Consider the following 26249-nt stretch of genomic DNA (forward strand, 5'->3'; position numbering starts at 1 on the left):
CAGGTTCGTGACCGGACTGCAGCAGCGGTTTTCGACGATTGATTGGATTGACAGGATGCGTGAAGAGTCCAGCCGATCTTGTCTTTTTGGGGTGACGAAAGGTAAAACACGGATCCTGCGCCGGCAGATTTCGGCTGTCATAGTGTGTTCAGTTCAATTGAAGAGAACCAAGCACGATGCGCGCCGCATCGATTCGGCCGGCGAGCCTTTGAAATGACAGGCCGCGTTGCATAATCTCGTCACACGATGGCTGGCACAGCCCGGCCGGCTGTTGTAGTAGTTTCGCTGCATCAGGGCACACTCCGTGAGCCTGCATGCAAAACGTGCAATACCCCATTGCGCCGCGCTGCAAGGTCACGCGCAAACGCGGCAGTCAACGAGGATCACGGCGTTGCATAACAGGGAGTAAGAAGAAATGCCGGCAAGAATGCAGCTCTGGCTTGGCGTGCTGCTGGCTGTGAGTGCGGCGCGCGCGCAATGGCAATCGGTTCCCTCCCCGGCAGACCGTGTTTTGGTTTTTGCATCGGGCAGCACACGTATTTTTGCCGGCAGCGAAGACAGTGGTTTGTGGATTAGCAGCGATGGCGGCGCCAGTTTTCAAGTCCATCCCACCGGACTGCCGGAGATGGACTATGACATCCGGGCGTTGGAGATTCGCCAGGACACGGTGTGGGCCGCCATGCTGGGCGGCGGGGTGTGCCGCAGCGTCGATGGCGGAGCCACCTGGACGCGTTTTAACGAAGGATTTGAAACCCAGGTTTTTGCCGGCGGCCTCGCCGTGATTGGCGACACCGTGTACGCTGCCATTGAATGGGCGCCGGGGTTGCAGCCAAGCGGTGTTTACAAGACCGCCGTGCAACAGGCCAAATGGCAGCGCAGCGGCATTGGATTCCCAATCGGGATCGCCGGAATCACCGCGCTGACCGTGACGAAATCAGGCTTGATCCTGGTTGGCCTGGCGCTGGGCGGCAGACAGGGCAATTTGCAAGTCAGCTTGGATCGTGGTGCAACCTGGCAGAATCGCAATCTTGGCGGCGTGCAGGGTGTGCTGTCGCTGGCAGTGGAGGGCGAAACCATTTACGCCGGCACTACTTCCGGATTGTACGTTTCGCGTGATTCCGTCGCGACCTGGCAGAGTGTGGGAACAGAATTGCAAAACGGCGTGGTGGATGATTTGCTGCTGTTCAATCACACGCTGTATGCTGCAGTGGATGGCGTGGGTGTGGTTGCCACTGCCGATGGTGGCGTTCACTGGAACAATCTCACCGGCAATCTGCCGCTCGCCGGCGATTTTGTCAGCGCGATTTTCATCCACCAAGGAAAATTGTATGCCGGCCTTTCTGCCAGTCACGGCGTGTGGAGCCGGGCGCTGCCCACCAACGGCGTGGATGACGCGGCGCCTGTTCCAACCGGCATTACGTTGCTGCAGAACCATCCCAACCCCTTCAATCCCGCCACCACGATTTCCTTCCGATTGTCGCGGCCGGCAGTGGTGACGCTGAAGGTCCACAATCTGCTCGGCTGGGAAGTGGCTACGCTGCTGAATCGCGAGCTGAGACCGGCCGGCGTGAACGCCATCACCTTCCAGGCGCGCGGTCTGGCCAGTGGCATCTATCTGTACCGTTTAACTGCCGGCAGCCATACCCAAACGCAACGCATGGTTTTGATCAGATAGCGCTCCAACAATTGGCTTGGCGGCGCGGCCGGGAATAGTCTGTCAGGCAAACATTCGCGGCCGGCTGCCTCAGCCATAGCACCTCTTCCCGCTCGCTCTGCAGCCTTTTGGACTTTTCCTTACCCTTTGCCCTCACGAGAACAGCAGGACACTTTCTGCAGAGCTTGCGTTTGGGCGCTCTGCCCATTTTGTCCCCACGCGAACATTCCCGTCAGCTTTCCTGTCCCCCTTTGTTCAGTCGCCATCTCAAAAGGCCGTTTTGGCAGTGAGTTACTGGATGGCAAAAAAATTGCTTGCCTAGTTTGCCCTCAACTACTGCAATTGAGATATTTCCCCAATCACGCAAGCGCTTTCTTCTTTTTTTGACTGCAGAAGACGCGGGCTGTTGTTCAATTGACCAATTGCGCAGGGAGAATCAACATGTTTCCGCAGCACCTTTTTGCCCGAAAATTCCCTTGTAAAGTTACTTTTGTCTTTGGAATTTTACTGGTGACGATTTTGTCCATAGCCTGGCGTTATGGCGAAGACATCAAAACCAAAAACGCCGCGGCGCACAGCACCTTTCATTATGAATTGATGCGCGTGCTCTGTCGCGCCGCCGGTTTCACCGCGGAGGAAGCCGAGCTGATCGCAGTTGCTGATCAAGCCACCGACACCGGTGAATTCAAAGGCGAATTCAGCAATTCGACCGCAGTGGTAATCGACAGCACGCAACGCACCGGCAAAAATGTTCTCTATTGGCATTTCGCGCGACGGGACAGCAGCAGCGCAACCGGCGGATGGAGCTATCCTGGCGGACGCAATACTTGCGCTTATTTTATCAGCGCCGCCGGCGCCTGCGCGGACCATCCCGAGCTGAACGAGATCGAGAAGTGGGCGGTTGCGGGTATCAATGCGCTGTCCGTGGACGTGCCAGCCGCTTCCGTCAACGGCGGCCTCGAGCAGCCAGTTGCAGGCAAATCGTCTCTGGCGCTGGCGATTTATTTGCACGCCCTGGCGGACTCCTATTCGCACGAGGCGTGCATGAAAGCAGCCCAGTTTCGCGGCCACAACCCGCGCCCGCAGGAATGCACGGCGGTTTATTGGCACGAGCAGGCGGAATTCGGCAGTGTCCCCTCGCGTGATGCAGGTGTGCCCTACACCGTGGAAGCCGCATGGGCAACCTGGCTCGCGGTGAAGTGGTTTCGTCAACAAAATGGCTTGATCGGGCCGCCGTTGTGGAGTGATGAGCAAGCGCGGCAATTCATCGGGCAGTGGGCTGCCCTTGATCAGGCTCGCGATCGCCGGGAAATGGCGATGACGGCCTGGCAGGCGTTGCAGTGAGGTTCTCTTTGGATTTGGCGCGGGCTTCCGACCTGCAAACTTCGAAATCGGAGTGCAACGATTTATCGTTGCAATGCTGATGTTTTGCACTCCGGTTCATTTCAGAAGAACCGCCCATGTCGGCTTCGACACCAGATGATGAAATGAATGTTTGTGGTGATGCCTTCAAACGTTCAGCTTTTACCGAACCCCGACGCCCAAAGGCGAGACTACGAATTTATCTCCACAAGAATACCATGAAGCACTCACTCAATTTTTGTTGTTGCCCTTTTTCCCTGCCGGCATTGTGCGCCCTGGCGAGCCTCTTTTGTGGCTGCAAAAAAGAAACAAACCCCGCGACCGCGCCACAACCGCCGCAGCCACAGGCCGGGCCGTACTTTCATCAAATCTATAGCGCCTCCAGCGGCGATGGCTTGAACTGGACTTTCGACAATCGCATGTTGCTCGATCATGCTTCTGTGCCCGCTGCGATTGTGACACCCGCAGGAAAAATTCGCATCTATTATGTCGATGCCTCGCGGGTGCCGGAGAACACCAACTGCGCCGAATCCAGCGACGGCGGCGTGACTTTCACGGTGCTCGGTTGCACCATCGCCAATCGCGCCAACGACAAGGCGCTGGATCCGAGCATCGTGCTATTGCCGGATGGCCGCTATCGGCTTTACTACTACGCCAGCAAGCAGAATCCCAACACCACCGACAAGCATTCGATCTACAGCGCGATCTCGAGTGACGGCGTTCATTTCACACAGGAGCAGGAGGTCTTTGCACGCGACGGTTTGGTCGATCCCGACGTGTTTCAAGTGGGCGACGAGTGGTTCATGTATGTTTTCAGCCTCAACGAGGGCGCAACCATTATGGCGCGCAGCCGTGATGGCTTGAATTTCAGCTACGTCGGGCCGCTGGGCTTGCGCGAATGGGGCACGACCGCGCCGGTGAAGCTCGATGACGGCTGCTGGCGCTTGTACGCCTTCAATCAACGCGGCAATCAAACCGTGGGCAGCTTTGTTTCAAGCGACGGGTTGAATTGGACGCAGGAAGCCGGCGTGCGTTTCACCGCGCCCGCCGGCTGGCAAGTCACCGATCCCTTCGTCGTGCGCCTGCCCGACCGCACGTGGAAAATGGTGATGAAGATGCATCAATGAAAAATGACATTTCGTAGTCGCGCCTTCAGGCGCGGACCCTGAAGGGTCTACTACAAAAGTTACTCTCACGAGAATAAAAAAGGAGCAACCATGAAGCGAGCAAATTGCCTGATCATCAACCTTCTCTTTGCATTCTCCGCCTCGGCGCAGCACGGCATCGATCCGCGTTGGTCAACGCCCACGCCGGTGGCAAAATCCAACCCCAACGCCTCCGCCACCGGCGCGGTGGCTAACAACATGGTGGTGACCAACAACGGCACGGTCATCATTTTTTACAAAGAGAACAACGCAAATTACTACGTTGGTTCGAGCGACAACGGCAAAACCTGGAATGCGCCGGCGCCGACGCTTTTTACACCGGCCACGAAAACCGGCGCCAACAGCACCATCAGCGCGGACCTCGATCTCGCCGGAAACATTCATACCATTTGGTCGGCGCGTACGCCTTCCGGTTTGTTCTACTCGCGCTGGGACGCGGCCACACAAACGTGGTCGGATACGCTGCGCATTTCCAAGAGCGTGCGCTATCGCATCACCTACAGCCAGCTTACCACCGACCGCAAGAATCGTTTGCACGCCTGCTGGATGGACGGCGAGGTGCAATCGCGATCGTACTCCGAAGTGATGTACAGCCGCTCCCTCGACGGCGGACGGACGTGGAGCGCGCCGTTGCGTTTGAGCAAGGATGACAACATGCACTCGGCGTTTCCCATGCCGGCTTTTCCGGCGCGACGAGCGACACGCTCGGCATTGCCTGGCGCGACAGCGTGAGCAGCAGCAATTGGGACATCATGATGGCGTACACGCTCGACGGTGGTGCAAGCTGGTCGCAGCCTTTGCTGGTGAGCGGCGGCAGTGGCATTCAATCCGATCCCAGTCTGATTGTTGATAAAAACGGCATTTTTCATTTGGCGCATCACGAGTATCCGCAAGGCGGCGCGCCGCAATCGGCCAATGTCAAGTATGGCTATTCCACCAATCACGGCCTGAGCTGGACGTTCAAGCAGCTTTCGACGGCCAATGTGCGCAGCCATCTCGTGAAGGAGGCATACGATTATGCCAACGATGTGGTGTGGATTTTTTGGAAGGACGAGCGCGATTTCGTCTCGCCGTTCGACCGGCGCGCGGACATCATCGGCGCCGCCATCACCAATGGCGGCACGACCCTCGGCAATCCGGAGTTTCTCTCCGATGGCGGCAGCCTCGAGTACGGTTTTCACAATTTCAAAGTCGGGCCGGACGGCATTGTGCGCGCGCATTTCAACACATTTTACTCCGACGGCACGCCTTCGACGATTTACTACACCGAGCGCCGCAGCGTGAGCACGGGCGTGAGTGAAGCGCCCTCTGCCATGCCGCAGGAGTTTGTGCTGCAGCAGAATTATCCCAACCCGTTTAATCCGTCAACAGTCATCAGTTTTCAGTTACCAGTGAGCAGTCACGTGATGCTGAAGATGTTCGATGTGAATGGCCGAGAAGTGGCGACGGTGGTGGAAGGCAATCTCGCCGCGGGAAATCATGCTGTGCCGTTTGTGCCGCGCGATTTAGCCAGCGGAATTTATTTTTACAAAATCACCGCGGGTCAATTTTCGCAAACGCGCAAGGCGGTTTTTGTGAAGTAGGAATTGTAACGCAGGCTTCCAGCCCAATGCTGCTAACTTTTCGGAAAGGCAGGCCAATTGCGGGCAAAACAATTCAAAAGCAATGACAGAAAAATGAATGGCAAAAATATGTGGGCGGGTTTTCATCAAAAACACTCTTGGTCGCTTGGTAAGAAACCTGAATATCTTTCTGCCATACATCTTCCTGTCATGACTTTCTTGAAAAAGCTAGTGACATTGGGCTTCCAGCCTGCAGGCAGACAAGCGGCCTGCGCTGCGGTTCGTGCCGTGCGCGGCGTGACATGTGGCATGAAAGCTCTGCGGAATGGTAGCTACTCTTCAACTCAAAGACTCAACAAAAATCACGGAGTAAAATTTATGAAGAAGTCCGTCGTTTGCTTTTCTGTTTTACTGCTGGTGGCGCGCGTGAATTTCGCGCAGCACGGCGTCGGCCCCTTTTGGGGGCCGGAAAAGCTTTTGCCCAAAGCGAACCCCAATAGCTCGCAACGCGGGCAATTGTTCAACAACATGGTCGTCACCTCCACCGGCAGGGTGATCATTACGACGACCGAATTGAATCCCAACAATTCAAATCAAATCCTCGGGCACTACTTCACCTATTCCGACGACGGCGGCGACACCTGGCTCAATCCGCCCAAAAAGTTCACGCCCACCAGTCTCGTGATCGGCGGCAGCTCGCCGAAATTGATGATCGATGATGCGGACGTCGTTTACGTTTTGTGGACCGCAAAAAGTCCAGCGGCGTTGTTCTGCTCGCGTCTGGATGCGAATCTGAACGTGCTCACCGATTCCGTACGCGTGGGCTCGAAAGTGTTGTACGATAATTTCTCCACGCATTTGACCATCGACCGCAAGAACCGCCTGCACGCCATGTGGCACGAGGGCAATTTGGATCTCGGCCATATCAGCGAGGTGTATTATGCGCGCTCCACCGATCGCGGTCAAACGTGGAGCCGGCCAGTCATGCTCAGCGCCAACGACGGCAGAAAATCCGCGTTCCCGCATGCTGAGTTTGAAACTGCGGGCGACACACTCGCCATTCCGTGGCGCGACTCCGTGAGCGTGAGTGAAAAGTGGAACATCATCATGGCCACCAGCACCAATGGCGGCGCCAATTGGAGCACGCCGCAGCCAGTGGTGACGGGAACGCACATCGATTCCGATCCCGATCTCGTGGTTGATTCATTCAATCGGCTTCATCTGTTTTATCATCAATATCCCACCGGCAACGCGCATGCGGGCGCGAACATTCGCTATGCTTATTCCGACGATCTCGGCGCCACGTGGAATCCCAGGTCATTTCGCCAGCTTTCGGAAAACGGCATACGCTCGCATTTGTTGGAGGGCAGCCGATACGATCCGGTGCGCAACGTGTTGTGGACAACGTGGAAAGATGAACGCGATTTTTTCCGCGGCCAGGCGCGCGCGGATATGAAGGTGGCATATTCTCTCGATCGCGGCGCGACGTGGTTGCCGAATCCGCCGGAGTTTGCGACGGATTGGGACACGTTGACCATCGGCTTCAAGGCCGCGGCGATTTTTCCGAACGGCGATTTCGCGGTGAATTACGAGGTTTTTTTCGAATCCGGCGGTGCAGCGCAGAGCGTGTATTTCAGAAAACGGCAGGGCGTGATTACCGGCGTGCAACAGCCGGCGTTGGAAATGCCGCAGGTCTACGCACTCGCACAGAATTATCCGAATCCGTTCAATCCCTCGACCGTGATCAGTTTTCAGTTGCCAGTGGGCAGTCACGTGACGCTGAAGGTGTTCGATGTGAATGGCAGAGAAGTGGCGACGTTGGTGGATGGCGAGATGGCGGCAGGAAATCATACCGTAACCTTCGCGCCGCACGAGTTGGCGGGAGGAATTTATTTCTACCAGCTCACTGCGGGAAAATTTTCGCAAACGCGCAAGGCGGTGTTGATCCAATAATGGAGCGGCAAGAAATGCGACAACACCGTAGCGAGATCATCCTGCGAAAGCAAAAACTCCCCGCGTGGCTCATCGCCATCGCGCTGATCATGCCGTTGAGCCCTGTGAGCGCGCAGACTCTGGTCGAAACACGCCTTGCTTCCGAGGCCGGCGGCGCAGAGGGAATTTTCATTCGCATCACCCCGCCCACACGGGCGCGCTACAGCTCCCTCGGCGCGCCGGTGATCATTCATGTCGCCGGCGGCTTTGGCAGCAACGGGCTTACTGTTGCCAATCCGCCGTGGTCGTTGCCGGATTGCATCGAGATTCGTTTCAATTTTCCCGGTGGCGGCTCGGGCGCCACATTGAGTGGCGGCGCTTATGACGATCGCGGGCCGAATTGTTTGAAAACGCTGCGCGACGTCATCCGCTTCGCATTGGGCACAACGGCAGATGCGAACGGCAAAAAACTCTCCCAACTGGTGAATTCCATCGTTCCGCTCGCTTCCAATGTCGGCCTTGTCGGCTGGTCGAATGGCGGCAATGCCACGCTTGGTGTCGCCGGCGTGCACGGTGGCGAAATCGCCGGGCTCGCGTGGATCGTGAATTGGGAGTCGCCGGTGGGTGATGGCATGGCCAATCTCGAATGCGGCGCGCTGCCGCGGCCGGGCGTGAGTGGGCAGAATCCCGCCGTGAATCCGGCCTACAATCCTGATACCGGCGAATTCGATTTGTCACTGCTGGCGTACAGCGACACGGTCAACATCGCGGCGCAGGGGCCGGCGCTGCGTGGCGGTTTGTATTTCGACATCAATCGCAATGGCATTGCCGACCTCGGGGTCGATTTCATCCTGCGGCCACATCTCTGGCGCGTTGACAATGTCCCGAAAGTTTATTATTCCAATCGCGTCATCGCAGCGGCGAGCGCGGCCAATTTACTGCCCATGCCGTTGCCGGCACACATCGCAAGTGTTGCGGAGACCGGGGAGTTTTGGCATTGGCGTGACGACGGGCATTGGTTTGCAGAGGTCGTCAGGCAGCTTCCCAATCTCATGTTCATCGTCGAAGCCGCGGCCGTGGATCATCTGCAAACGGCGCCGGATCATCCGCATGTGCTGATCCAATACGAGGGCATGCGCCGGGCCGGCGCGCGTTTCGTACGCTTGAATCCCGATCGCGCGTATGTGGAAAGCGTGCTTGGTCGTTCAGCGGCGACTGCTGCGGACAACGAGGCGTTCACACCCTTCGATCATCTGAGCATTCGCAATGCACTGGAACCGGTAGGGGCAGGAGGGGTGCCGACCAATGCCGGCGTGGCCGCGGCAATTTATGAGCTGGCCGATCGCACGCAGTATGGCAATCTCTCTCCACAACTTGGCGGCGTTTTGACGAGTGTGAAGGAGAAAGAAGCTGCCCTGCCAGCGGCTTTTGCGCTCGCGCAGAATTATCCGAATCCGTTCAATCCCACAACCGTGATCAGTTTTCAGTTGTCGGCAAACAGTCACGTGACGCTGAAGGTGTTTGATGTGACTGGCCGCGAAGTGGCGACGCTGGTGCAGGGTAATCTTGAGGCGGGAAATCACAGCGTGACGTTCGCGCCGCGCGATCTGGCGGGAGGAATTTACTTCTACCAACTCACCGCAGGAAAATTTTCGCAAACGCGCAAGGCGATCTCCTTGCGATGATACCACGCTTGAACCTCGCGAGAAGTTTGTCATGTTTTTCACCGCAAAAATGCTGGCTGTTGGCGTGCTTGTCCTGTTGTGGCTTTGGCCCGGCGAAGCCGTCCCGCAAGCTGATGGCGAAACGCAGATTTGGTTTCAACATGACGACTTTGTGGAGGTCAACGGCGACGGCGAACCCGAGTTCGTCCCGGACATGCTGGCACGATGGTACAATCACGGAACGTGGAGCCGCGCCCTCGACAACATGGCCGTTTATTCCCTGCACGAGAATCTGTTCAAAACCGGTGGCGCTCCCAATGGCATGGGCGAAAAATTTCTGCGGCTGCTGCGGGATCATTTCGGTGACAAACCAGCCGACGAACTCCACACCGCCTACTTGAAATTGATCTTGCCGGTGCTGCATGCGCACAGCGTCGCTTTGCAAATCCACACAGTGGGTTCCAAAGGCGATTTCGTTCCCTGGGAAATGTATGGCACCTCGAATGGGCAGGATACCATCATCTATCCCCGCAACACCAAGGGGCTGGAATTGGTGCAACGGACGCTGCGTCTCGTCAACGGCGTGTGTGACAGTCTCTTCGATGACGGCTATCGCGTCAGCTCCATAAAACTCCAAAGTGTGCTCTCCGGCATTTGGCAGCGCAGCTTGCAGAACAATGTTTACTGCGCGCTGGAATATATGAAGGCGGTTCAGGCAGAGTATCCAGAGATCAAATTTTATTTGGGCGATGCCCTGCTGCAAAGGCGCGATCATGACAAGCAAAAGGGTTGGTGGGAGGCTTATGAGACACTGTACCAAACGATGCGCCATGATCAAAGAGGATATGCGCACCTGAATTTTGAAGGCCTCCGCCTCGAGTTCGACAAAAATTGGCAGGATTCTCTTCAATTCGAAAATGCCCGGGGTTGGCATGAATTGGCTGACGCCGGAGCATTTGCCATGATCCGGAGTTTCGGCTGGAAGGCGGGCCTGGAGCATAACCATCCCCATGCGGCTGATGAATGGGAATATGAAAAAGTGGTGCTCCGCACCGCCGCCAAGTCGCGCGCGCTGAACCTGCATTGGGATTTTGCCGTGTTGCACAGTGATGAAGCCGGAGGCAGCGGTCGCGCTTACCCTTACGACGTTGCGCCCGAAAATCGCGGGCCAAATGAGCCACCCACTTTTGCCTCGGTGTTGAATAAGCTTTTCGATTTTTACAACACGGTGACCTCTGTCGGCTCCCTTGCGTATCCCGCGGGGTTTCGGATGTTTCAGAATTATCCCAATCCGTTTAATCCCAACACCGTGATCCGTTTTCAGTTGCCAGTGAGCAGTCATGTGACGTTGAAGGTGTACGATGTGAGTGGCCGCGAAGTGGCGGCGCTGGTAGATGGGAAACTTGCGGCAGGCGAACACGCCATCGTGTTCGATGCCGCTCATCTTCCCAGCGGCGTTTATTTCATCCGCCTCACGGCCGGACAATTTACCCAAATTCGGAAGGCGGCGTTGATCAAGTAACACGGCTTTCAATTCGCAACCGAACCCGACAACCAAGACGTGACATAAAAATGTTTGCCGGAAATATTTGATGCTTGTTGCCGCACAACGAGGAGTTTTTTGCTGAAAACAAGCGTAGATATTTCTGCCATTCCTGTTTCTGTTATTGCCTTTGGGTAAAATTCAACACTATTAAAAATCAAGGAGACTGATCATGAAATTTGCCCCAACCAGATTCATCTTCATTGCGCTGTTGCCGATTGTTCTTCTCGCCCAGAACAAGTGGGAGTGGCAAAATCCCCTGCCGCAAGGCTACGCGCTGTACGATCTGCATCTTTTCGATGCGAACACGGTTCTGGCGGTGGGCGAGGCCTCGACCGCCATTAAAACCACAGACGGCGGAACGAGTTGGAGCTTGCAGCACAACATTGGCGGTGAGTTGATCACGGTTCAGTTCGAGGCAATTAGCTTTGCTGATGCGACCACTGGCTTTGCCGCTGGTCCCGGCGATCGCATTTACAAAACCACCAACGCCGGCACGAACTGGTCTTTGCAAAACACCGGCGTGCTCTCCACGCTGCGCGGCGTTGATTTCTTCAATGCGCAAACCGGCTGGGCTGTCGGTGATGCCGGCACTATCATTCGTACCACCAACGGCGGTACGAGCTGGACGACGCAAACCAGCGGCACAACGCAAGCCTTGAATGATGTCGATTTCCTCGACGCCAACAACGGTTGTGCCGTCGGCAGAAGCGGCACGATTTTGACGACGACCAACGCCGGCACAAGCTGGACCACGCGCAGCGGCGGAACCAACGCCATCCTGAATGCCGTGCAGTTCATCAATGCCACCACCATCATCGCGGTGGGCAATGGCGGCGTCATTCTCAAAACGACGAATGGCGGCGCGAGCTGGACGGTGTTCAACAGCAACGTCACGCAATTGCTCGATGTTTTCTTCATTGATGCGAACACCGGCTGGGCCGTGGGCTTTGACGGCGTTATTTTGAAAACGGGCGATGGCGGCGCCTCGTGGAGTCCGCAAATCAGCGGCACGACGAAGATTCTGCGCGCCGTGCGGTTTATCAACACCACCACGGGCTGGGCCATGGGCGCCAATGGCACCATTCTCAAAACCACCGATGGCGGCACGACGTGGGTGGCGCAAAATCAGGGGCCGACCATCGCCTTTCTCGACATCGAATCTTTCAATGCCGCCACCGGTTGGGCCGTGGGCGAGCTGGGCACCATTCTCAAAACCAACGACGGCCTCACCTGGCAGGCGCAGGTCAGCAACACGCAGCGTTATTTGTATGATGTTGAAGTCATCGACGCGAACACCGCGTGGATCGCGGGGCAGGTCGGCACGATTCTCAAAACCAGCACCGGTGGCACAACGTGGACGCCGCAAAGCAGCGGCACCAACTGGGATCTCAATGCCATCACTTCCGTTGATGTCAATACCGCTTGGGCGGTGGGCGGCCAGGGAACGATTTTGAAAACCACGGATGGTGGCACCAATTGGAATGCGCAAACCAGTGGCAGCGTTTTGACTCTGCATGATGTGCATGCCTTCAATGCCAACACCGTTGTGGTCGTCGGGCAAAACGGCACGATTTTGCGAACGACGGATGGCGGCGTCACCTGGCCTTCACAAACCAGCGGCACCACAAACACGTTGTTCGATGTTCATTTTGTGGATGCGAATAATGGCTGGGCCGTCGGCGCGCGCAACACCATCATCAAAACCACCAATGGCGGTACGACGTGGACGCCGCAAACCAGCGGCATCACCACCGGCGCGCCCACACTCAATGCGGTGCATTTCATCGATGCCAACACCGGCTGGATCGTTGCAGTAGGCGGCACCATACAGAAAACGACGAATGGCGGCGCCACGTGGAGCGTGTTGAATTTGTCAACGCCGAGCCAGAATGCGATTTACTTTACCGCTGCCGGAACCGGCTGGGGCGCGGGCGTGATCGGCGCGATTTTGAAATTCAGCGGCGGCACCACTGCGGTCAGCGAGAGGACAGTTGATCGGGTGCCGGAGCAGTACATCTTGCAGCAGAATTATCCGAATCCGTTCAACCCCTCAACAGTGATCAGTTTTCAGTTGCCGGTGAACAGTCACGTGACACTGAAGGCGTTCGATGTGACTGGCAGAGAGGTGGCGACGCTGGTGGAAGGTAATCTCGCAGCCGGAACTCATAGCGTAACGTTTACGCCGCGAGAGACAACGACCGGTTTGTATTTTTACAAACTCACCGCGGGCCAATTTTCGCAAACGCGCAAAGCCTTGTTGGTGAAATAATCTCGCTGCGAAGGTTTCCAATCTGTCAATTCCTTCCACCTCGGAGAGTTGAAAATGAAAAAGAGCCTTTTTCAGCTTGCCCGGTTCATTTGGCTGTTCATGTCAACGCTTGGCGCTCTTGCCTTCGCGCAGCAACCGAAAACGCACACGGTGTTGGTAAAGCCGGACGGCTCGTTCGAGCCGAAATGGACGTACATCCACGACGGCGACACGGTACAGTGGCAATTCAGTTCGCGCACCGATGCCATCATTCCGGTGAATCCGATTGATTCGCTGAGTGTTTCTTGTTCGGCGTACAAACCGTACAACCCGGCTGATCCGAATGAATTCACCGGGCCGATGCCGCGCGCGGCCTCCGGCATTTTCACGCTCGGGCCGGATGGCGAAGGCTTTGTCATCGAAACGCGCGGCCAGCCCAATCCCTCCTGCGATTATCTGCGTTCGCCGGCGCGAGTCGGTGATCAATATCTCTGCCCGACCGGCGCCAATTACGCGACGATGGATTGGACGTGGCAGAATCCCAATCTCACCGGCGTGTTCATCCGGCTGCGATGGGATGAGGTCAATCCTGCGCCCGGGGTTTACGACTGGACCGCGATGGATCGCGAAATTGAAAAAGCCGTGCGCAACGGCAAATTGTACAGTCTGTCCTTCAAAGCCGGAGCGAAGGGCACACCCGATTGGATCTTCAACCCGGCCATCGCGGGCGCCAATGTCGTCAAGCGGCTTACGTTTCAGGATGATTCCGACGGCAGCACCTGCGGCACGGTGATGGACCTCGGCAGCCCGGCCGATCCGAACTACCGCAAGCTTTATTTCGATTTGTGGCGCGCAGCGGCGCGGCATATTCGCGAGCGCAACGCCTGGTATCGTGCACTGGCCTACGTCAAACCCTCCGGCGCGAATCTGTTTTCGCATGAAAACCGTTTGCCCAAACACTGTCTGCCGAATTGCCCGATTTGCAATCCGCAGGTCTGGGCGGAACAAGGCAGCTACACGCCGAACGCGCTGTATGAATTTTACAGCCAACAGATCGCGATGCTGGCGGCGGAATTTCCCGATAAAGAGATGAGCTATCAACTCATTCAGGACGGTTTCCCGCTGGTCAACAACAATGGCGAATACAAGCCTCCGCTGACTTCTCCCCTGCCGACTGGCTCGGAGCAGACGGAAACGATCTTGAAGCAGGGTGCCCGCGAACACGGCCTGCGCTTCGTGGTGCAGCACAACGGCCTCCAGCCCAGACCGCAGGATCATACGCCGCCGCGACCGCCGTGTCCAAACGAGGGAAAACATCCTGCCGTTCCTCCCTTTGGCGAAGTCGGTTCGGGCTGCCCCAATCGCTGGGTGTTGCAAGCCGGCGCGGCGGGGCAGATCACGGGATTTCAAACCGTGATTCTGAGCAACGTCATTGAGCTGGAGTCAGCATTGCAGAACGCGTGGGATAATTCCGATGCGATCTTTGTGGAGATTTACGAGCAAAAATTTTGGGAGGCCGAAGTGGGCGGGCCGGTGCTCAATCCCAATGCCTCGGGCCGCACGATCAACGATTGGGCGAACCTGTTTCATCAGCGCCGGCAGCAGGACTGGGCGGCGAAACTCGGCGAGGCTTTTCCGCTGACGCATCGCCACGTGTTCAAGCGCACGATCAGCTCGCCAACGGCGAATGAGCTTTTCTATTATATCAATCCTGCGAAATGCGGCACGGGCAGCACCACGAAATTCGGGGTGATCGTGATTCTGCCGAGCAATGTCACCTCCGTGGCGGAAAACAAAGAGTCGCCGGCGAGTTTTGCCTTGCAGCAAAATTTTCCCAACCCATTTTGGGCGAACGATGCAAGTACGGTGATCAGTTTTCAACTGCCGGCGGCGGGCGACGTGCGCATTGCGATTTATTCGATCAACGGCCAGCTCGTGCGGCAATTGGTCAACGCCAAATTGGCGGGCGGCGCGCATCGAGTTTTTTGGGATGGCACCGATGATTCCGGCCGGCGCGTGGCGAATGGAAATTATTTTTATCAGCTCACGACGGGCGAGGTGCGGCTGACGAAGCATTTGGTTTTGATGAGATGAGAAGCGGGTGCGGTGAGGACACGGGTTTCTCCGTGCCCCCCTGCACAGATCCCGCCGTGCAGTTTTCCTGAAACGGGCTCTTCAGTGATACTCGCTTCCGCAATCAGTCAGCTTTCGTCGCCGACAGCGCTATTTCCCACAGGAAGGTTTGCAGGGTTTTCCGACTTTGCTCATTCGGGTCAAGTTGTCCTTTGCAGGGTGCGTATCCCCGTCAGCTTCTTCCTGGTGTGTCTCATCCTGCGCATGTGTGGACGATTCTCCCGTCCGCAGGGTGCTATGTGCTGATCCGACTTCTCGACGATTGACGGTTGCTCTCTTTGTGGTCGAGCCTGCCAGCAAATGGATAAATCTGCAGAAGAGGAATCGTCAAGGTCTCTCAGCCTTTTTGCGGTCGATTCGGTGCAAAAAGCAAAGATTTTTCCACCGGATAGAAAAACCCGGCGGATAAAATTTTTTCAGTCGGGTGTTTCAATTCGTCGTTTGCAGGCTGGAAGCCTGCGTTACGATTTTCCCCGTGCCATGCCCCCCCAATGCCTTTGTGTTTTCCGGCGATCCGGTAACTGGAACCGGCTTCCTGGACGGTTTGGGAACGGACTATTCATCCTCTGCTGGTGACCGGCGCTTTTATCTTCCCAGCGGGCCATTCACGCTCGCGCCGGGTGACATGCAGGAGGTGGTGCATGCGTTTGTAGCCGCCCTCGGCGCCGATCGTTTGTCGAGCCTGATGTTGTTGAGGTTTTATGTCGAGCAGTTGCGGCTGTGGCATCCCGGGCAGGGTTTGTTTGCTGATCGCCGGGCGTTTCAGGAGCCGCAGCCGGAACTGCCGAACTACTACACGCTCGCGCCGAACCATCCCAATCCTTTTGCAGAAAGCACGCGCATGAGTGACAAGTTGCCGCGGGCAGTCAAGGTGCGGCTGGCGATCTATGATTTGCTCGGACACGAGCTGGTAGTCCTGGCGGAAGGCATGCAGGCAGCGGGCACGTATCACGTGAGTTGGAACGGCCGCGATCGCCACGGCCACGAACCGCCGAGCGGGGTTTATTGGTGTCACGTGCGTGCGGGTCATGTGACGATCACGCGCAAAGTCGCGCTCGTGCGATGAGGTGCAACCCGCCGTGGAGGTTTTCTTTTCCGCAAAAGTCCAACCGCCCCTCAGCCTCCTGTGGCAACTGTCCTTTGTTGATGAGCTTCCCTCTCCGACATTTTACTTGTCGGTGGCGCCCGCCTGGAGAGGTCCCAGAATCAATTGCTCCCTATCAATTTTGCGAAAAGCCCCGGCATATTTTCCCAAAGTAAGGAATTTAATGAAGTTCAACTGTTTCGTTCGAGGCGGAGCAATCCACGAAATTACAGCAGGCTAAAGCGAATTTCAGCGGCACAGTTGCTTTTGGCACTCGAGATGCTATAATTCAAGCCACAGCAGGCGGATGCCTGTCAAGTCAAAAGGGTTTTTGCCCTGCGCTTTCAAACAGTGAATCGCAGGCAGCCTGTCAGTTGACTTTGCGGACATGCGCGCTGCACCTCCCGAGATTTCACATGAGAGCAAACCTCGGAGGGGTGGCTGCGTTGGCCGGGTATCTTGCAGCGGCGATTGCTTTGCTGGCGGCCTGCTGCTGTTTCCGCCGGGGGTGGGCAGTTTGCCGGATCACTGCCATCCAAACGGCTGCGAAGCAAGTGAGGTAATCATTCCATCCTTGAAACAGCGACATGGAAACGAAAATTTTCAAAACGATCGACGGCAATGAGGCCGTGGCCCACGTGACATTCCGCGTGAATGAAGTCATTGCGATCTATCCCATCACACCCTCCTCGCCCATGGGCGAATTGGCCGACGCCTGGGCTTCGGAGCACATGCCCAACTTGTGGGGCATCGTGCCGACCGTCGTGGAGATGCAGAGTGAGGGCGGGGCGGCGGGTGCGGTGCACGGCGCGCTGCAGGCCGGCGCCCTGACCACCACGTTCACTTCGTCGCAAGGCTTGTTGCTGATGATCCCCAACATGTACAAGATCGCCGGCGAGCTGACCGCGACGGTGTTTCACGTGGCGGCGCGGACGGTGGCGGCACATGCGCTTTCGATTTTTGGGGATCACAGCGACGTGATGGCGACACGCGCCACCGGTTTTGCGCTGCTCGGTTCGGCCTCGGTGCAGGAGGCGATGGATTTTGCCCTGATCAGCCAGGCGGCCACGCTCAAAGCGCGCATACCTTTCCTGCATTTCTTCGACGGCTTCCGGACCTCGCATGAGGTCTCCAAAATCGCGCTGGTTTCCGAAGAGGTGATGCGGGCGCTGATCGACGAGGAGTTGATTCTGGCGCACCGCCGCCGCGCCCTGTCGCCGGATCATCCGGTGCTGCGCGGCACGGCGCAGAATCCCGATGTCTTTTTCCAGGCGCGCGAGACGGTCAATCCCTACTATCTCGCCTGCCCGGCGGTGGTGCAGGAGGTGATGGATCAGTTTGCCCGGCTCACCGGCCGGCAATACCGGCTGTTCGAATATCACGGCTCCCCCACCGCCGAGCGGGTGATCATTCTCATGGGCTCGGGATGCGAAACGGCGCATGAGACGGTGGATTATCTCAATGCGCGCGGGGAGAATGTCGGCGTGCTGAAAGTGCGGCTTTACCGGCCGTTCGATGTGCGCAGCTTCCTGGCGGCGCTGCCGCAGACGGTCAAGGCCGTGGCGGTGCTGGATCGCACCAAGGAGCCGGGCAGTGCCGGCGAACCGCTCTATCTCGATTGTGTCAATGCCCTGCATGAGGGGATGACGCAGGGCTGGCGGCAGAGTCTGCCGAAGGTTATCGGCGGCCGGTACGGCCTGTCATCGAAGGAATTCACGCCGGCGATGGTGAAGGGCCTGTTCGATCATCTCGCGGGCAGCACGCTGAAGAATCATTTCACCCTCGGCATCCAGGACGATGTGACGCATACCAGCCTGCCGTATGACCCGGCCTTCTCGACCGAGCCGGACAACGTCATTCGTGCACTGTTTTACGGGCTGGGCTCGGACGGCACCGTGAGCGCGAACAAGAATTCGATCAAGATCATCGGGGAGCATACCGACCATTACGCGCAGGGCTATTTTGTTTATGATTCCAAGAAGGCGGGCGCGGTCACGGTTTCGCATTTGCGCTTCGGCCCGCAGCCCATCCGTTCCACTTATTTGATCTCACGGCCCAATTTCGTCGCCTGCCACCAGCCGGTGTTTCTGGAGCGCTACGACATGCTGACGGGCATCATGGAGGGAGGGACGTTTCTGCTTAATTCGCCCCACGGGCCGGAGGAGGTGTGGGGTCATTTGCCACGCAAGATGCAGGAGGACATTCTCCGCAAGAAGTTGAAATTTTATGTCATCGATGCCACCCGGGTGGCGCGTGAGAGCGGCATGGGCGGCCGCATCAACACGGTGATGCAGGTGTGTTTTTTCGCGCTCTCCGGGGTGCTGCCCAGGGAGGAGGCCATTGCCGCGATCAAGCAGTCGGTGGTGGAGACCTATGGCAAAAAGGGGGAGGAGATCGTGCGCATCAACCTGGCCGCGGTTGACCGCACGCTGGCGCATTTGTATGAAGTGAAGGTTCCGGCCAACCGCAACGGCAGCCTTGCCATTCCGCCGCCGCCGTTCATGCCGGCCGATCCTTTCGTGCGCGACGTGCTCGGTGCCATCATTGCCGGTCGTGGCGATGAACTGCCGGTGAGCGCGCTGCCGGTGGACGGCACTTTCCCCACCGGCACGGCGAAATGGGAAAAGCGCAATCTCGCGCTGGAAATTCCGGTGTGGGAGCCGGACATCTGCATCCAGTGTGGCAAATGCGCCATGGTTTGCCCCCACGCCGTGATCCGCATCAAGGCTTATGAGGAGAAATATCTCGCCCAGGCGCCTGCCACGTTCAAGGCGTGCGACGCGCGCGACCGCGAGTGGCAGGGGTTGAAATACACCATCCAGGTGGCGCCGGAGGATTGCACCGGCTGCGCCTTGTGTGTGGATGTGTGCCCGGCCAAAAAGAAATCCGAAACGCGCATCAAAGCGATCAATATGCGGCCGCAGCCGTCGCTGCGCGAGACGGAGCGCAAAAACTGGGAGTTCTTCCTGACCATTCCCGAGATGGACCGGCGCCAGGTCAAAGTGAGCAGCATTCGCCAGCAGCAGGTGCAGGAGCCGCTGTTCGAGTTTTCCGGGGCATGTGCCGGTTGCGGCGAGACCCCCTATATCAAGTTACTGACGCAATTGTTCGGCGATCGCGCGCTGGTTGCGAATGCCACCGGCTGCTCGTCGATTTATGGCGGCAATCTGCCCACCACGCCGTGGACCAAAAACGCCGAGGGCCGCGGCCCGGCCTGGTCCAATTCCCTGTTTGAAGACAATGCCGAGTTTGGCCTGGGCTTTCGTCTGGCCATCGACAAGCAGAGAGAGATGGCCGCGCAACTGCTGCAGGATCTCTCCGGCATGCTGGGTGATGACCTGGTCAATGCCATTCTGGGCGCGCCGCAAAAGGACGAGGCCGACATTTATGAGCAGCGCATGCGCGTGGATTTGCTCAAGAAGAAGCTGCAGCGGTTGGCGACACCCGAGGCCAGGCGGTTGCTGCCGCTCGCCGACGCGCTGGTGCGCAAGAGTGTCTGGATCATCGGCGGGGACGGCTGGGCTTATGACATCGGCTTCGGCGGGCTGGATCATGTGCTCGCCAGCGGCCGGGACGTCAACGTGCTCGTGCTCGACACGGAAGTCTATTCCAACACCGGCGGTCAAATGTCGAAAGCCACACCGCGCGGCGCCGTCGCCAAGTTCGCGGCCGGCGGCAAGCCAGCGCCAAAAAAAGATCTCGGTCTGATTGCCATGACCTACGGCAACGTCTACGTGGCGCGCGTGGCCATGGGCGCCAGGGACGAACACACCCTGCGGGCCTTCCTGGAGGCGGAGGCCTATGAAGGGCCGTCGTTGATCATCGCCTACAGCCATTGCATCGCCCACGGCATCAACATGGCAACCGCCATGCAGAACCAAAAAGCGGCGGTGGAGGCGGGGCAGTGGCTGCTGTATCGCTACCATCCCGAGCGTGCCAAACATGGCGAGAATCCCCTGACGCTTGATTCTCCCGCCCCCAAACTGCCACTGGACAAATATTTCTACATGGAGAACCGCTTCAAGATACTCACCAAGAGCAGACCGGAGGACGCCAAGCGCATGCTCAAGGAGGCGCAGGAGGAGGTCAACGCGCGCTGGAAGTTCTATGAGTATCTGGCGGCGCGGCCCGTTGGCAACGGCAAGGCCGGAGATGAAGAGGGGAAAGCGTAAGCGACTCGCTTTCGCGCTGGGTTCGGTAACGCGACGGAGAATGATCCCATGGATTTGACCACAACCTATCTCGGCATGAAACTGCGCTCGCCACTGGTGCCTTCCGCCTCGCCGCTTTCCGAAGAGATCAGCGGCATTGAGCGCATGCGGGAGGCGGGCGCGGCGGCGGTGGTGCTGTACTCCCTTTTTGAAGAGCAATTGCGGCTCGAAACCTACGAGCTCAATCACCATCTCACCTATGGCACCGAGAGCTTCCCCGAAGCGCTGACGTATTTTCCCCAGCCGCAGGAGTTTCATCTCGGGCCGGACGGTTACCTCGAGCACATTCGGCGCGCCAAGCAGGCGGTGGACATTCCCATCATCGCCAGCCTGAACGGGTCCACGGTTGGCGGCTGGATCGACTTTGCCCGGCTGATCGAAGAGGCGGGTGCCGACGCGCTGGAATTGAACCTCTATCATATTCCCACGGATCTCGAACTCCCGGGCGCGGAACTCGAGCAGCGCTATCTGGACGTGCTTCGCGCGGTAAAAGCGGCGGTGAAAATTCCGGTGGCGGTCAAACTCAGCCCGTTCTTCACCAATTTCGCCAACATGGCGCATCGTTTCGACCAGGCCGGTGCGAACGGTCTGGTGCTGTTCAACCGCTTCTATCAGCCGGACATCGATCTCGAGAACCTGGAGGTGCGGCTCAATGTTCTGCTGAGCACGCCGCAATCTTTGCGACTGCCGCTGACCTGGATCGGCATACTCTACGGCCGCGTGCAGGCTGATCTCGCCGCCACCAGTGGCATCCATGAAGCCACGGACGTGGTCAAGATGCTGATGGTGGGCGCCAGCGTGACCATGATGGCGGCCGCACTGCTGCGCTATGGCATCGATCATCTCCGCCGCGTCGAGCAAAATCTGGTGCGCTGGATGGAAGAGCACGAATACGAATCCGTCCGGCAAATGCGGGGGAGCATGAGTCAGATCAACTGTCCGGATCCCTCCGCCTTCGAGCGCGCGCAGTACATGAAAGCCCTGCAGAGTTACAAGCCGGAGGCGCAGCACACGGCATTGTAGTGCCGGTGTGCTGCGCAGCGGGCAAAAGCGTCCGCGGGCATACCGCGGCAGTGGGCGCTGGTTGCAAACAGTGTTGCGATGCCGGTGATCGCGCCGCTGACGGCGTACTCCCACGAGTGCGCCGTTTTTGTTCGCGCTGCAAGATTTCGGAATTCTTTTCGCAGAGATGAGAATGGCCGGCAGAGTGGCGAGCGCACCGTGAATGAGCAGGAGGATAATTGCTTAAAAATCACCTTCTGAATTTTGTGAGACATGGCATGAGATTTGACCAATTGAGCCTCCCGACTGCAAGCGATGAGTACGCCGCACGGGCAGCAACATGAATGAGCCAATCGGCATTCTTGCCTGCGCGGAAAAGAGTTGTCCCAGCCCGGGCTGCCGGCGAGCCGGGCAAGTCGCAGACGGGACTTGCTTTTTACCGTTGCGCTCGCATTTTGGGGGAAGCGTGCATGTGAGACGAAAAGCTGTTAACTGTGTCGTGCTGGGATGAACTTAACACAGAGAGGGTGAACATGTTGAAACGCACAAGTCTTGTGTTGATGCTGATTGCACTGCTGCCGGTCGTGTTGATGGCGCAAAGCAAAGCCAAGTACGTTGGTGCCAACGCCTGCAAGGCCTGTCACCTTGCGCCCAAAAGCGGTGCCGCTTTCACCATCTGGCAAAATGGTCCGCATGCCAGGGCGTTTGCCACGCTGGCAAGCCCGGCGGCCCTGGAAATTGCCAAGAAGAAAGGCATCGCGGATCCGCAAAAAGATCCTGGCTGTTTGAAATGCCATGACACCGCGGCGGGCGTGCCTGCGGCGCAACTCGCGGCCAGCTTCAAGCCCGGGGAGGGCGTGGGCTGTGAATCCTGCCATGGCGCGGGCTCGGAGTACAAAAGCATGACGGTGATGAAGGATCTGGACGCCGGCAAGATCAAACCCGAAACCGTCGGCCTGATCAAGGGTGATGAGAAAACCTGTCTGAAGTGCCACAACTCCGAAAGCCCGACTTTCAAGGGCTTCAACTTTGTGGAGTACAGCAAGAAAATCGCCCATCCGACACCGAAGCTCTAGGCTGTCGGTTGTGATCTGGGAAATTGGCCGCGGCGCGACCGGCACGTCATGTTATCTGAGGCGCCGCTGCGCCGGCGATGCCGGTTGCCCCTCCCTGCCTGCGGGCATGGACGGACTTTGACGTGATGACGCACCGCGGCTTTTCTGCTGCAACCGAATGGCATGGGACACGGAGCACCACAGATGGTCATTCGAAAAGCCGCCCGGGTGCTTGGAACGCCGGATTTTCATCGGCGTGGCGCCGTGAAAATCCCCGTCCCAAAATCTTCACGGTCGTGATGGTTTTTGCCGGGTAATACTTCCCACAGCGTGAAGCGGGAGCACTGTTGACGATGACTCCACACCGTTTTGGCAAAGCTGTGACTCTTGCTGGTGTCGGGGCCGCGATTTTTGAGCGCCCGGTTTTTCCTTTGGCCGCCGGTTTGCTGGTGCTCATATGGTGGCTGCTGTCCGCCAAACCGGCTGCCGCCCAGGAGGAAATGGCTTGTCTGGTATGCCACGGAGACGAAGCGCTCACGGCCACCGACAGCACCGGCCGGGAGCGTTCCCTGTTCGTCATTCCCGGACATTTGGAAAATTCCGTGCACGCCGGTTTTGACTGTGTGACCTGCCATGCCGACATCACCGCGATTCCACACCCGGAGAAGCTGGCGCCGGCCGCCTGCCACACCTGCCACGAAGAGGCGGTGGCGGAGCTTGCGGAAAGCGTGCATGGCCGGGCGCCGCTCGCGGAGGCGCTGACTTGCAGTGATTGTCATGGCAGTCACGACATTCGCGCGCAGGCGGATACGCTGTCGTGGGTGAATCCGAAACAACTGGCCTTTACCTGCGGCCGCTGTCACGCCGATCCCGCGATTGTCAAAAAGTATCACATCCCCATCAAGGATCCAGTCACGGCCTACAATCGCAGCGTGCACGGCCGTTTGACGCTGGCGGGCGTGGACAGTGCGGCCACTTGCAGCCGGTGCCACGGCAGTCACAAGATTCTTGATGCCAACCATCCCGCGTCGCCGGTCTATCATTTCAACATTCCCCAAACCTGCGGGTCCTGTCACCCGGCAATCGCGCAAGAGTTTGTCGCCAGCGTGCATGGCACGGCGGTGGCGCGCGGCCTGCGGGCTGCGCCGGTATGCACCGACTGCCACATGGAGCACGCCATTGAATCCCCGGCGGTGGCGAGCGCCCCGACATCGGCGCGCAACGTGGCGGTGGAGACCTGCGGCCGCTGCCATGGTTCGACGCGTCTTGCCGAAAAATATGGCATGCGCGCCGGGCGCGTCTCCACTTTTGCCGACAGCTTTCATGGTCTGGCCCTGCGTTCCGGCCGGTTGTCGGCCGCCAATTGCGGCAGTTGTCATGGCGTACACAACATCCTGCCCTCCTCCGATGCCCGCTCGATGATTCACCCCGACAATCTGGTCAAAACCTGCGGGCAATGCCACCCCAACGCCAGCGCCAACTTCGCGCGCGGTCCGGTGCACGTTACCGAAGAACAGCGCGAAGGCCGGGTGGTGGCGATCGTGCGCACCATTTATCTCAGTTTGATCGTGGTGGTGATTGGCGGCATGCTGCTGCACAACGGCCTGGATTTCATCCGCAAGAGCAAGCAGATGCTGCGGCGTGGTTGAAACTCGCGGACGCCCGTTGTCCGGCGCCGGACAACGGCATCACAAAATTTTGCGCGCCCTCCGCGCGCCTTCCTCCGAACCCGGAACAAGCCGTTGCGAACCTGACGCACATTCCTTCCTGCCATGAACGCGACCTGGAACAACAATCAGCAGTATTACCTGCGCTGGACGCGCAACGAGCGCACGCAGCACTGGATTCTGGCCGTCTGTTTCATCGTGCTGGCAATCACCGGCTTCGCGCTGCGCTATCCCGAGGCCGCCTGGGTGCAGCCCCTGTTGCTGCTCGAAGAGCAGTTCGCGTTGCGCGGCTGGATTCATCGCATCGCGGCCCTGGTGTTTGTCGGCCTGGGCATCTATCACGTCGGCTACATGCTGTTCACGGCGCGCGGCCGCACCCTGGCGAAAGCCCTGCTGCCGGTGCGGCAGGATCTCGATGACTTCTGGCAGAATGTGCGTTTTCTGCTGGGCCGGCGCAGCGCGCCGCCTCCCTTCGACCATTTTTCCTACATGGAAAAAATCGAATACTGGGCGCTGGTGTGGGGCACGGTCGTAATGGCCATCACCGGGTTCCTGCTGTGGTTCGAAGGCCTTGCCCTGCAGTTTCTGCCGCTGTGGATGATGGAGGTGCTCACCGTCATACATTTGTATGAAGCCTGGCTGGCGACGCTGGCGGTGATGGTCTGGCATTTCTACAGTGTCATCTTCAACCCCGAAGTTTATCCGCTCAACCTGAGCATGATCGACGGCAGGATGTCCGAAGAAGAGATGCGGCGTGAGCACGGCCGTGAACTGGCCCGTTTGCAGCAGGCCGGGTTGGAAACGGCAGCGCAGCAGGAGCAGGAAGGGGAGAAAGCAAAAGAAGCAACCTCCGCAGTGGGCAACGCCCCGGCAGTCTGAAGGGTCGCCGGCCACCGTCGGACGGCAGGTACAGACATTGTTTCCCATCATGATGTTGCAAGTGTGCTGGTGCTGACGAGGCTGCTTGTATGCCATTTGAGATTTTGCTGCAGAGCGTAGTCGCCGGATTGCTGGCCAGCCTGGCCTGCGGTTTGGGCGCTCTGCCCCTGTTGTTCAAGCGTCTGGACCTGGCCCACCGCACCGGCTTGGGCTATGGTTTCGCCGGCGGGTTGATGCTGGCGGCCTCGGTGTACAATCTCATCCTTCCGGGCCTGACCATGACGCAGCACAGCATGACTCTCATGCAGGTCCTGCCGGTGTTGAGCGGCATTTTGCTGGGGGCCTTGTTCTTGTGGGCTGTGAACCAGTACCTTGACGAGGAGCGTCTTGCGCGTGATTCCTGGAAGCGCTGGGGCAATCGCGCCGAGATTTTGATCTTCCTGGCCATGAGTGTGCACAGCATTCCCGAGGGCGTGGCGGTGGGCGTGGGCTACGCCTCCGAAAAAGTCTACCAGACGCAGCTCGGCTCCTACATCGCGCTCGCCATCGCGATTCACAACATTCCGGAGGGTTTGGCGGTTGCCATCCCGCTGCGCTCCGCGGGCGCCAGCATCTTGAAGTGCTTTTTTGCGGCTTTTCTCACCAGCCTGCCCCAGCCGATTGCCGCGGTGCCGGCGGCCCTGGCTTCGTGGTTCTTTCAACCTCTCATGCCGGTGTTGATGGGTTTCGCGGCGGGCGCGATGATTTTTCTCATTCTGCTGGAGATGATCCCCGGCGCCCTGAATGAAGAGAAACCGGCGCGCATTGCCTGGGCTTTCATTCTGGGTTTTTGTTTGATGCTGCTGGTGCAGGTGGTGTTGTGACCTCAGCGCGCCGCCCGGGAGCGGCTCACGCGAGATCAGCGAACCCCGACAGGGCGTCATAACGCGGCATTCATGCCGCGAACAAATCTGTCAACCGGGAAGCCGCGAGCAACGCGGGCTCGTATTTCTTTGCGCTCTCCGCGCGCTGTCTTTTGGTTGTCGCATGAAACACCGTTGCGGTCAGACCGGCCTTTTGAAAATGACGAGGTGTACGGGAGGGT

At 58.2% G+C, this 26249-nt stretch carries 19 protein-coding genes; 18 read left to right on the forward strand and 1 reads right to left on the reverse strand.

What is annotated here, in order from left to right; all coding sequences use genetic code 11:
* Window positions 1-7 precede the first annotated feature (7 nt).
* From ONB52_01655 to ONB52_01725, 15 genes are all read left to right on the forward strand, one after another.
* The gene (locus tag ONB52_01655) at window positions 8-217 is read left to right on the forward strand and encodes a hypothetical protein (GenBank protein ID MDZ7414844.1); all 210 of its coding nucleotides are present in this window, start codon (window positions 8-10) and stop codon (window positions 215-217) included.
* Between the two features lie 198 nt (window positions 218-415).
* Window positions 416-1675, forward strand: coding sequence for a T9SS type A sorting domain-containing protein (locus ONB52_01660; GenBank protein ID MDZ7414845.1), 1260 nt, complete (start codon window positions 416-418; stop codon window positions 1673-1675).
* Between the two features lie 489 nt (window positions 1676-2164).
* Window positions 2165-2998, forward strand: a complete 834-nt coding sequence (locus ONB52_01665) for a hypothetical protein (protein MDZ7414846.1) — start codon at window positions 2165-2167, stop codon at window positions 2996-2998.
* 413 nt (window positions 2999-3411) lie between these two features.
* Window positions 3412-4143 (forward strand): hypothetical protein, encoded by a 732-nt coding sequence (locus tag ONB52_01670; protein MDZ7414847.1) that lies wholly within the window; start codon window positions 3412-3414, stop codon window positions 4141-4143.
* Between the two features lie 90 nt (window positions 4144-4233).
* On the forward strand, window positions 4234-4914 hold the full coding sequence (locus ONB52_01675; GenBank protein MDZ7414848.1) for a glycoside hydrolase: 681 nt from the start codon (window positions 4234-4236) through the stop codon (window positions 4912-4914).
* Window positions 4911-5765, forward strand: coding sequence for a T9SS type A sorting domain-containing protein (locus tag ONB52_01680; GenBank protein MDZ7414849.1), 855 nt, complete (start codon window positions 4911-4913; stop codon window positions 5763-5765). The genes ONB52_01675 and ONB52_01680 overlap by 4 nt, the downstream gene beginning before the upstream one ends.
* 357 nt (window positions 5766-6122) lie before the next feature.
* Window positions 6123-7697 carry a T9SS type A sorting domain-containing protein gene (locus ONB52_01685; GenBank protein ID MDZ7414850.1) on the forward strand — a complete coding sequence of 525 codons (1575 nt, stop codon included), beginning with the start codon at window positions 6123-6125 and terminating at the stop codon, window positions 7695-7697.
* Between the two features lie 14 nt (window positions 7698-7711).
* Window positions 7712-9361 (forward strand): T9SS type A sorting domain-containing protein, encoded by a 1650-nt coding sequence (locus ONB52_01690; protein MDZ7414851.1) that lies wholly within the window; start codon window positions 7712-7714, stop codon window positions 9359-9361.
* A 31-nt stretch (window positions 9362-9392) separates the two neighbouring features.
* The gene (locus ONB52_01695) at window positions 9393-10862 is read left to right on the forward strand and encodes a T9SS type A sorting domain-containing protein (protein ID MDZ7414852.1); all 1470 of its coding nucleotides are present in this window, start codon (window positions 9393-9395) and stop codon (window positions 10860-10862) included.
* A gap of 193 nt (window positions 10863-11055) precedes the next feature.
* Complete coding sequence (locus tag ONB52_01700) at window positions 11056-13155, forward strand: YCF48-related protein (protein ID MDZ7414853.1); 2100 nt, start codon at window positions 11056-11058, stop codon at window positions 13153-13155.
* Between the two features lie 54 nt (window positions 13156-13209).
* Window positions 13210-15228: a T9SS type A sorting domain-containing protein gene (locus ONB52_01705; GenBank protein MDZ7414854.1), complete on the forward strand. Its 2019-nt coding sequence runs from the start codon at window positions 13210-13212 to the stop codon at window positions 15226-15228.
* Between the two features lie 514 nt (window positions 15229-15742).
* The gene (locus ONB52_01710) at window positions 15743-16333 is read left to right on the forward strand and encodes a T9SS type A sorting domain-containing protein (GenBank protein ID MDZ7414855.1); all 591 of its coding nucleotides are present in this window, start codon (window positions 15743-15745) and stop codon (window positions 16331-16333) included.
* A 605-nt stretch (window positions 16334-16938) separates the two neighbouring features.
* Entirely contained in the window at window positions 16939-20523 is a 3585-nt protein-coding gene (nifJ, locus tag ONB52_01715; protein MDZ7414856.1) for a pyruvate:ferredoxin (flavodoxin) oxidoreductase, read from the forward strand.
* A 48-nt stretch (window positions 20524-20571) separates the two neighbouring features.
* A complete protein-coding gene (locus tag ONB52_01720) occupies window positions 20572-21585 on the forward strand; it encodes a dihydroorotate dehydrogenase-like protein (protein ID MDZ7414857.1) in 1014 nt (337 codons plus the stop codon).
* A gap of 512 nt (window positions 21586-22097) precedes the next feature.
* Entirely contained in the window at window positions 22098-22640 is a 543-nt protein-coding gene (locus ONB52_01725) for a cytochrome c family protein (protein MDZ7414858.1), read from the forward strand.
* Window positions 22641-22827: 187 nt separating this feature from the next.
* Here ONB52_01725 and ONB52_01730 read toward each other — a convergent pair whose 3' ends face one another.
* Window positions 22828-23076, reverse strand: a complete 249-nt coding sequence (locus tag ONB52_01730) for a hypothetical protein (protein MDZ7414859.1) — start codon at window positions 23074-23076, stop codon at window positions 22828-22830.
* A 43-nt stretch (window positions 23077-23119) separates the two neighbouring features.
* Between ONB52_01730 and ONB52_01735 the strand changes: the two genes are divergently transcribed.
* The 3 genes from ONB52_01735 (at window position 23120) to ONB52_01745 (ending at window position 26028) form a co-directional block, all read left to right on the forward strand.
* Complete coding sequence (locus tag ONB52_01735; protein MDZ7414860.1) at window positions 23120-24268, forward strand: cytochrome c3 family protein; 1149 nt, start codon at window positions 23120-23122, stop codon at window positions 24266-24268.
* 123 nt (window positions 24269-24391) lie between these two features.
* Window positions 24392-25165: a cytochrome b/b6 domain-containing protein gene (locus tag ONB52_01740; GenBank protein MDZ7414861.1), complete on the forward strand. Its 774-nt coding sequence runs from the start codon at window positions 24392-24394 to the stop codon at window positions 25163-25165.
* A gap of 89 nt (window positions 25166-25254) precedes the next feature.
* Window positions 25255-26028: a ZIP family metal transporter gene (locus tag ONB52_01745; protein MDZ7414862.1), complete on the forward strand. Its 774-nt coding sequence runs from the start codon at window positions 25255-25257 to the stop codon at window positions 26026-26028.
* Window positions 26029-26249 lie beyond the last annotated feature (221 nt).

The organism is candidate division KSB1 bacterium (assembly GCA_034506255.1).
Taxonomy (GTDB): domain Bacteria; phylum Zhuqueibacterota; class Zhuqueibacteria; order Zhuqueibacterales; family Zhuqueibacteraceae; genus Coneutiohabitans; species Coneutiohabitans thermophilus.

Excerpts from the sequence above, each read along its gene's own strand:
- ONB52_01660 (MDZ7414845.1), top strand. The coding sequence starts at position 416 with ATGCCGGCAAGAATGCAGCTCTGGCTTGGCGTGCTGCTGGCTGTGAGT.
- ONB52_01675 (MDZ7414848.1), top strand. The coding sequence starts at position 4,234 with ATGAAGCGAGCAAATTGCCTGATCATCAACCTTCTCTTTGCATTCTCC.
- ONB52_01685 (MDZ7414850.1), top strand. The coding sequence starts at position 6,123 with ATGAAGAAGTCCGTCGTTTGCTTTTCTGTTTTACTGCTGGTGGCGCGC.
- ONB52_01690 (MDZ7414851.1), top strand. The coding sequence starts at position 7,712 with ATGCGACAACACCGTAGCGAGATCATCCTGCGAAAGCAAAAACTCCCC.
- ONB52_01695 (MDZ7414852.1), top strand. The coding sequence starts at position 9,393 with ATGTTTTTCACCGCAAAAATGCTGGCTGTTGGCGTGCTTGTCCTGTTG.
- ONB52_01700 (MDZ7414853.1), top strand. The coding sequence starts at position 11,056 with ATGAAATTTGCCCCAACCAGATTCATCTTCATTGCGCTGTTGCCGATT.
- ONB52_01705 (MDZ7414854.1), top strand. The coding sequence starts at position 13,210 with ATGAAAAAGAGCCTTTTTCAGCTTGCCCGGTTCATTTGGCTGTTCATG.
- nifJ (MDZ7414856.1), top strand. The coding sequence starts at position 16,939 with ATGGAAACGAAAATTTTCAAAACGATCGACGGCAATGAGGCCGTGGCC.
- ONB52_01720 (MDZ7414857.1), top strand. The coding sequence starts at position 20,572 with ATGGATTTGACCACAACCTATCTCGGCATGAAACTGCGCTCGCCACTG.
- ONB52_01725 (MDZ7414858.1), top strand. The coding sequence starts at position 22,098 with ATGTTGAAACGCACAAGTCTTGTGTTGATGCTGATTGCACTGCTGCCG.
- ONB52_01730 (MDZ7414859.1), bottom strand. The coding sequence starts at position 23,076 with ATGAGCACCAGCAAACCGGCGGCCAAAGGAAAAACCGGGCGCTCAAAA.
- ONB52_01735 (MDZ7414860.1), top strand. The coding sequence starts at position 23,120 with ATGGCTTGTCTGGTATGCCACGGAGACGAAGCGCTCACGGCCACCGAC.
- ONB52_01740 (MDZ7414861.1), top strand. The coding sequence starts at position 24,392 with ATGAACGCGACCTGGAACAACAATCAGCAGTATTACCTGCGCTGGACG.
- ONB52_01745 (MDZ7414862.1), top strand. The coding sequence starts at position 25,255 with ATGCCATTTGAGATTTTGCTGCAGAGCGTAGTCGCCGGATTGCTGGCC.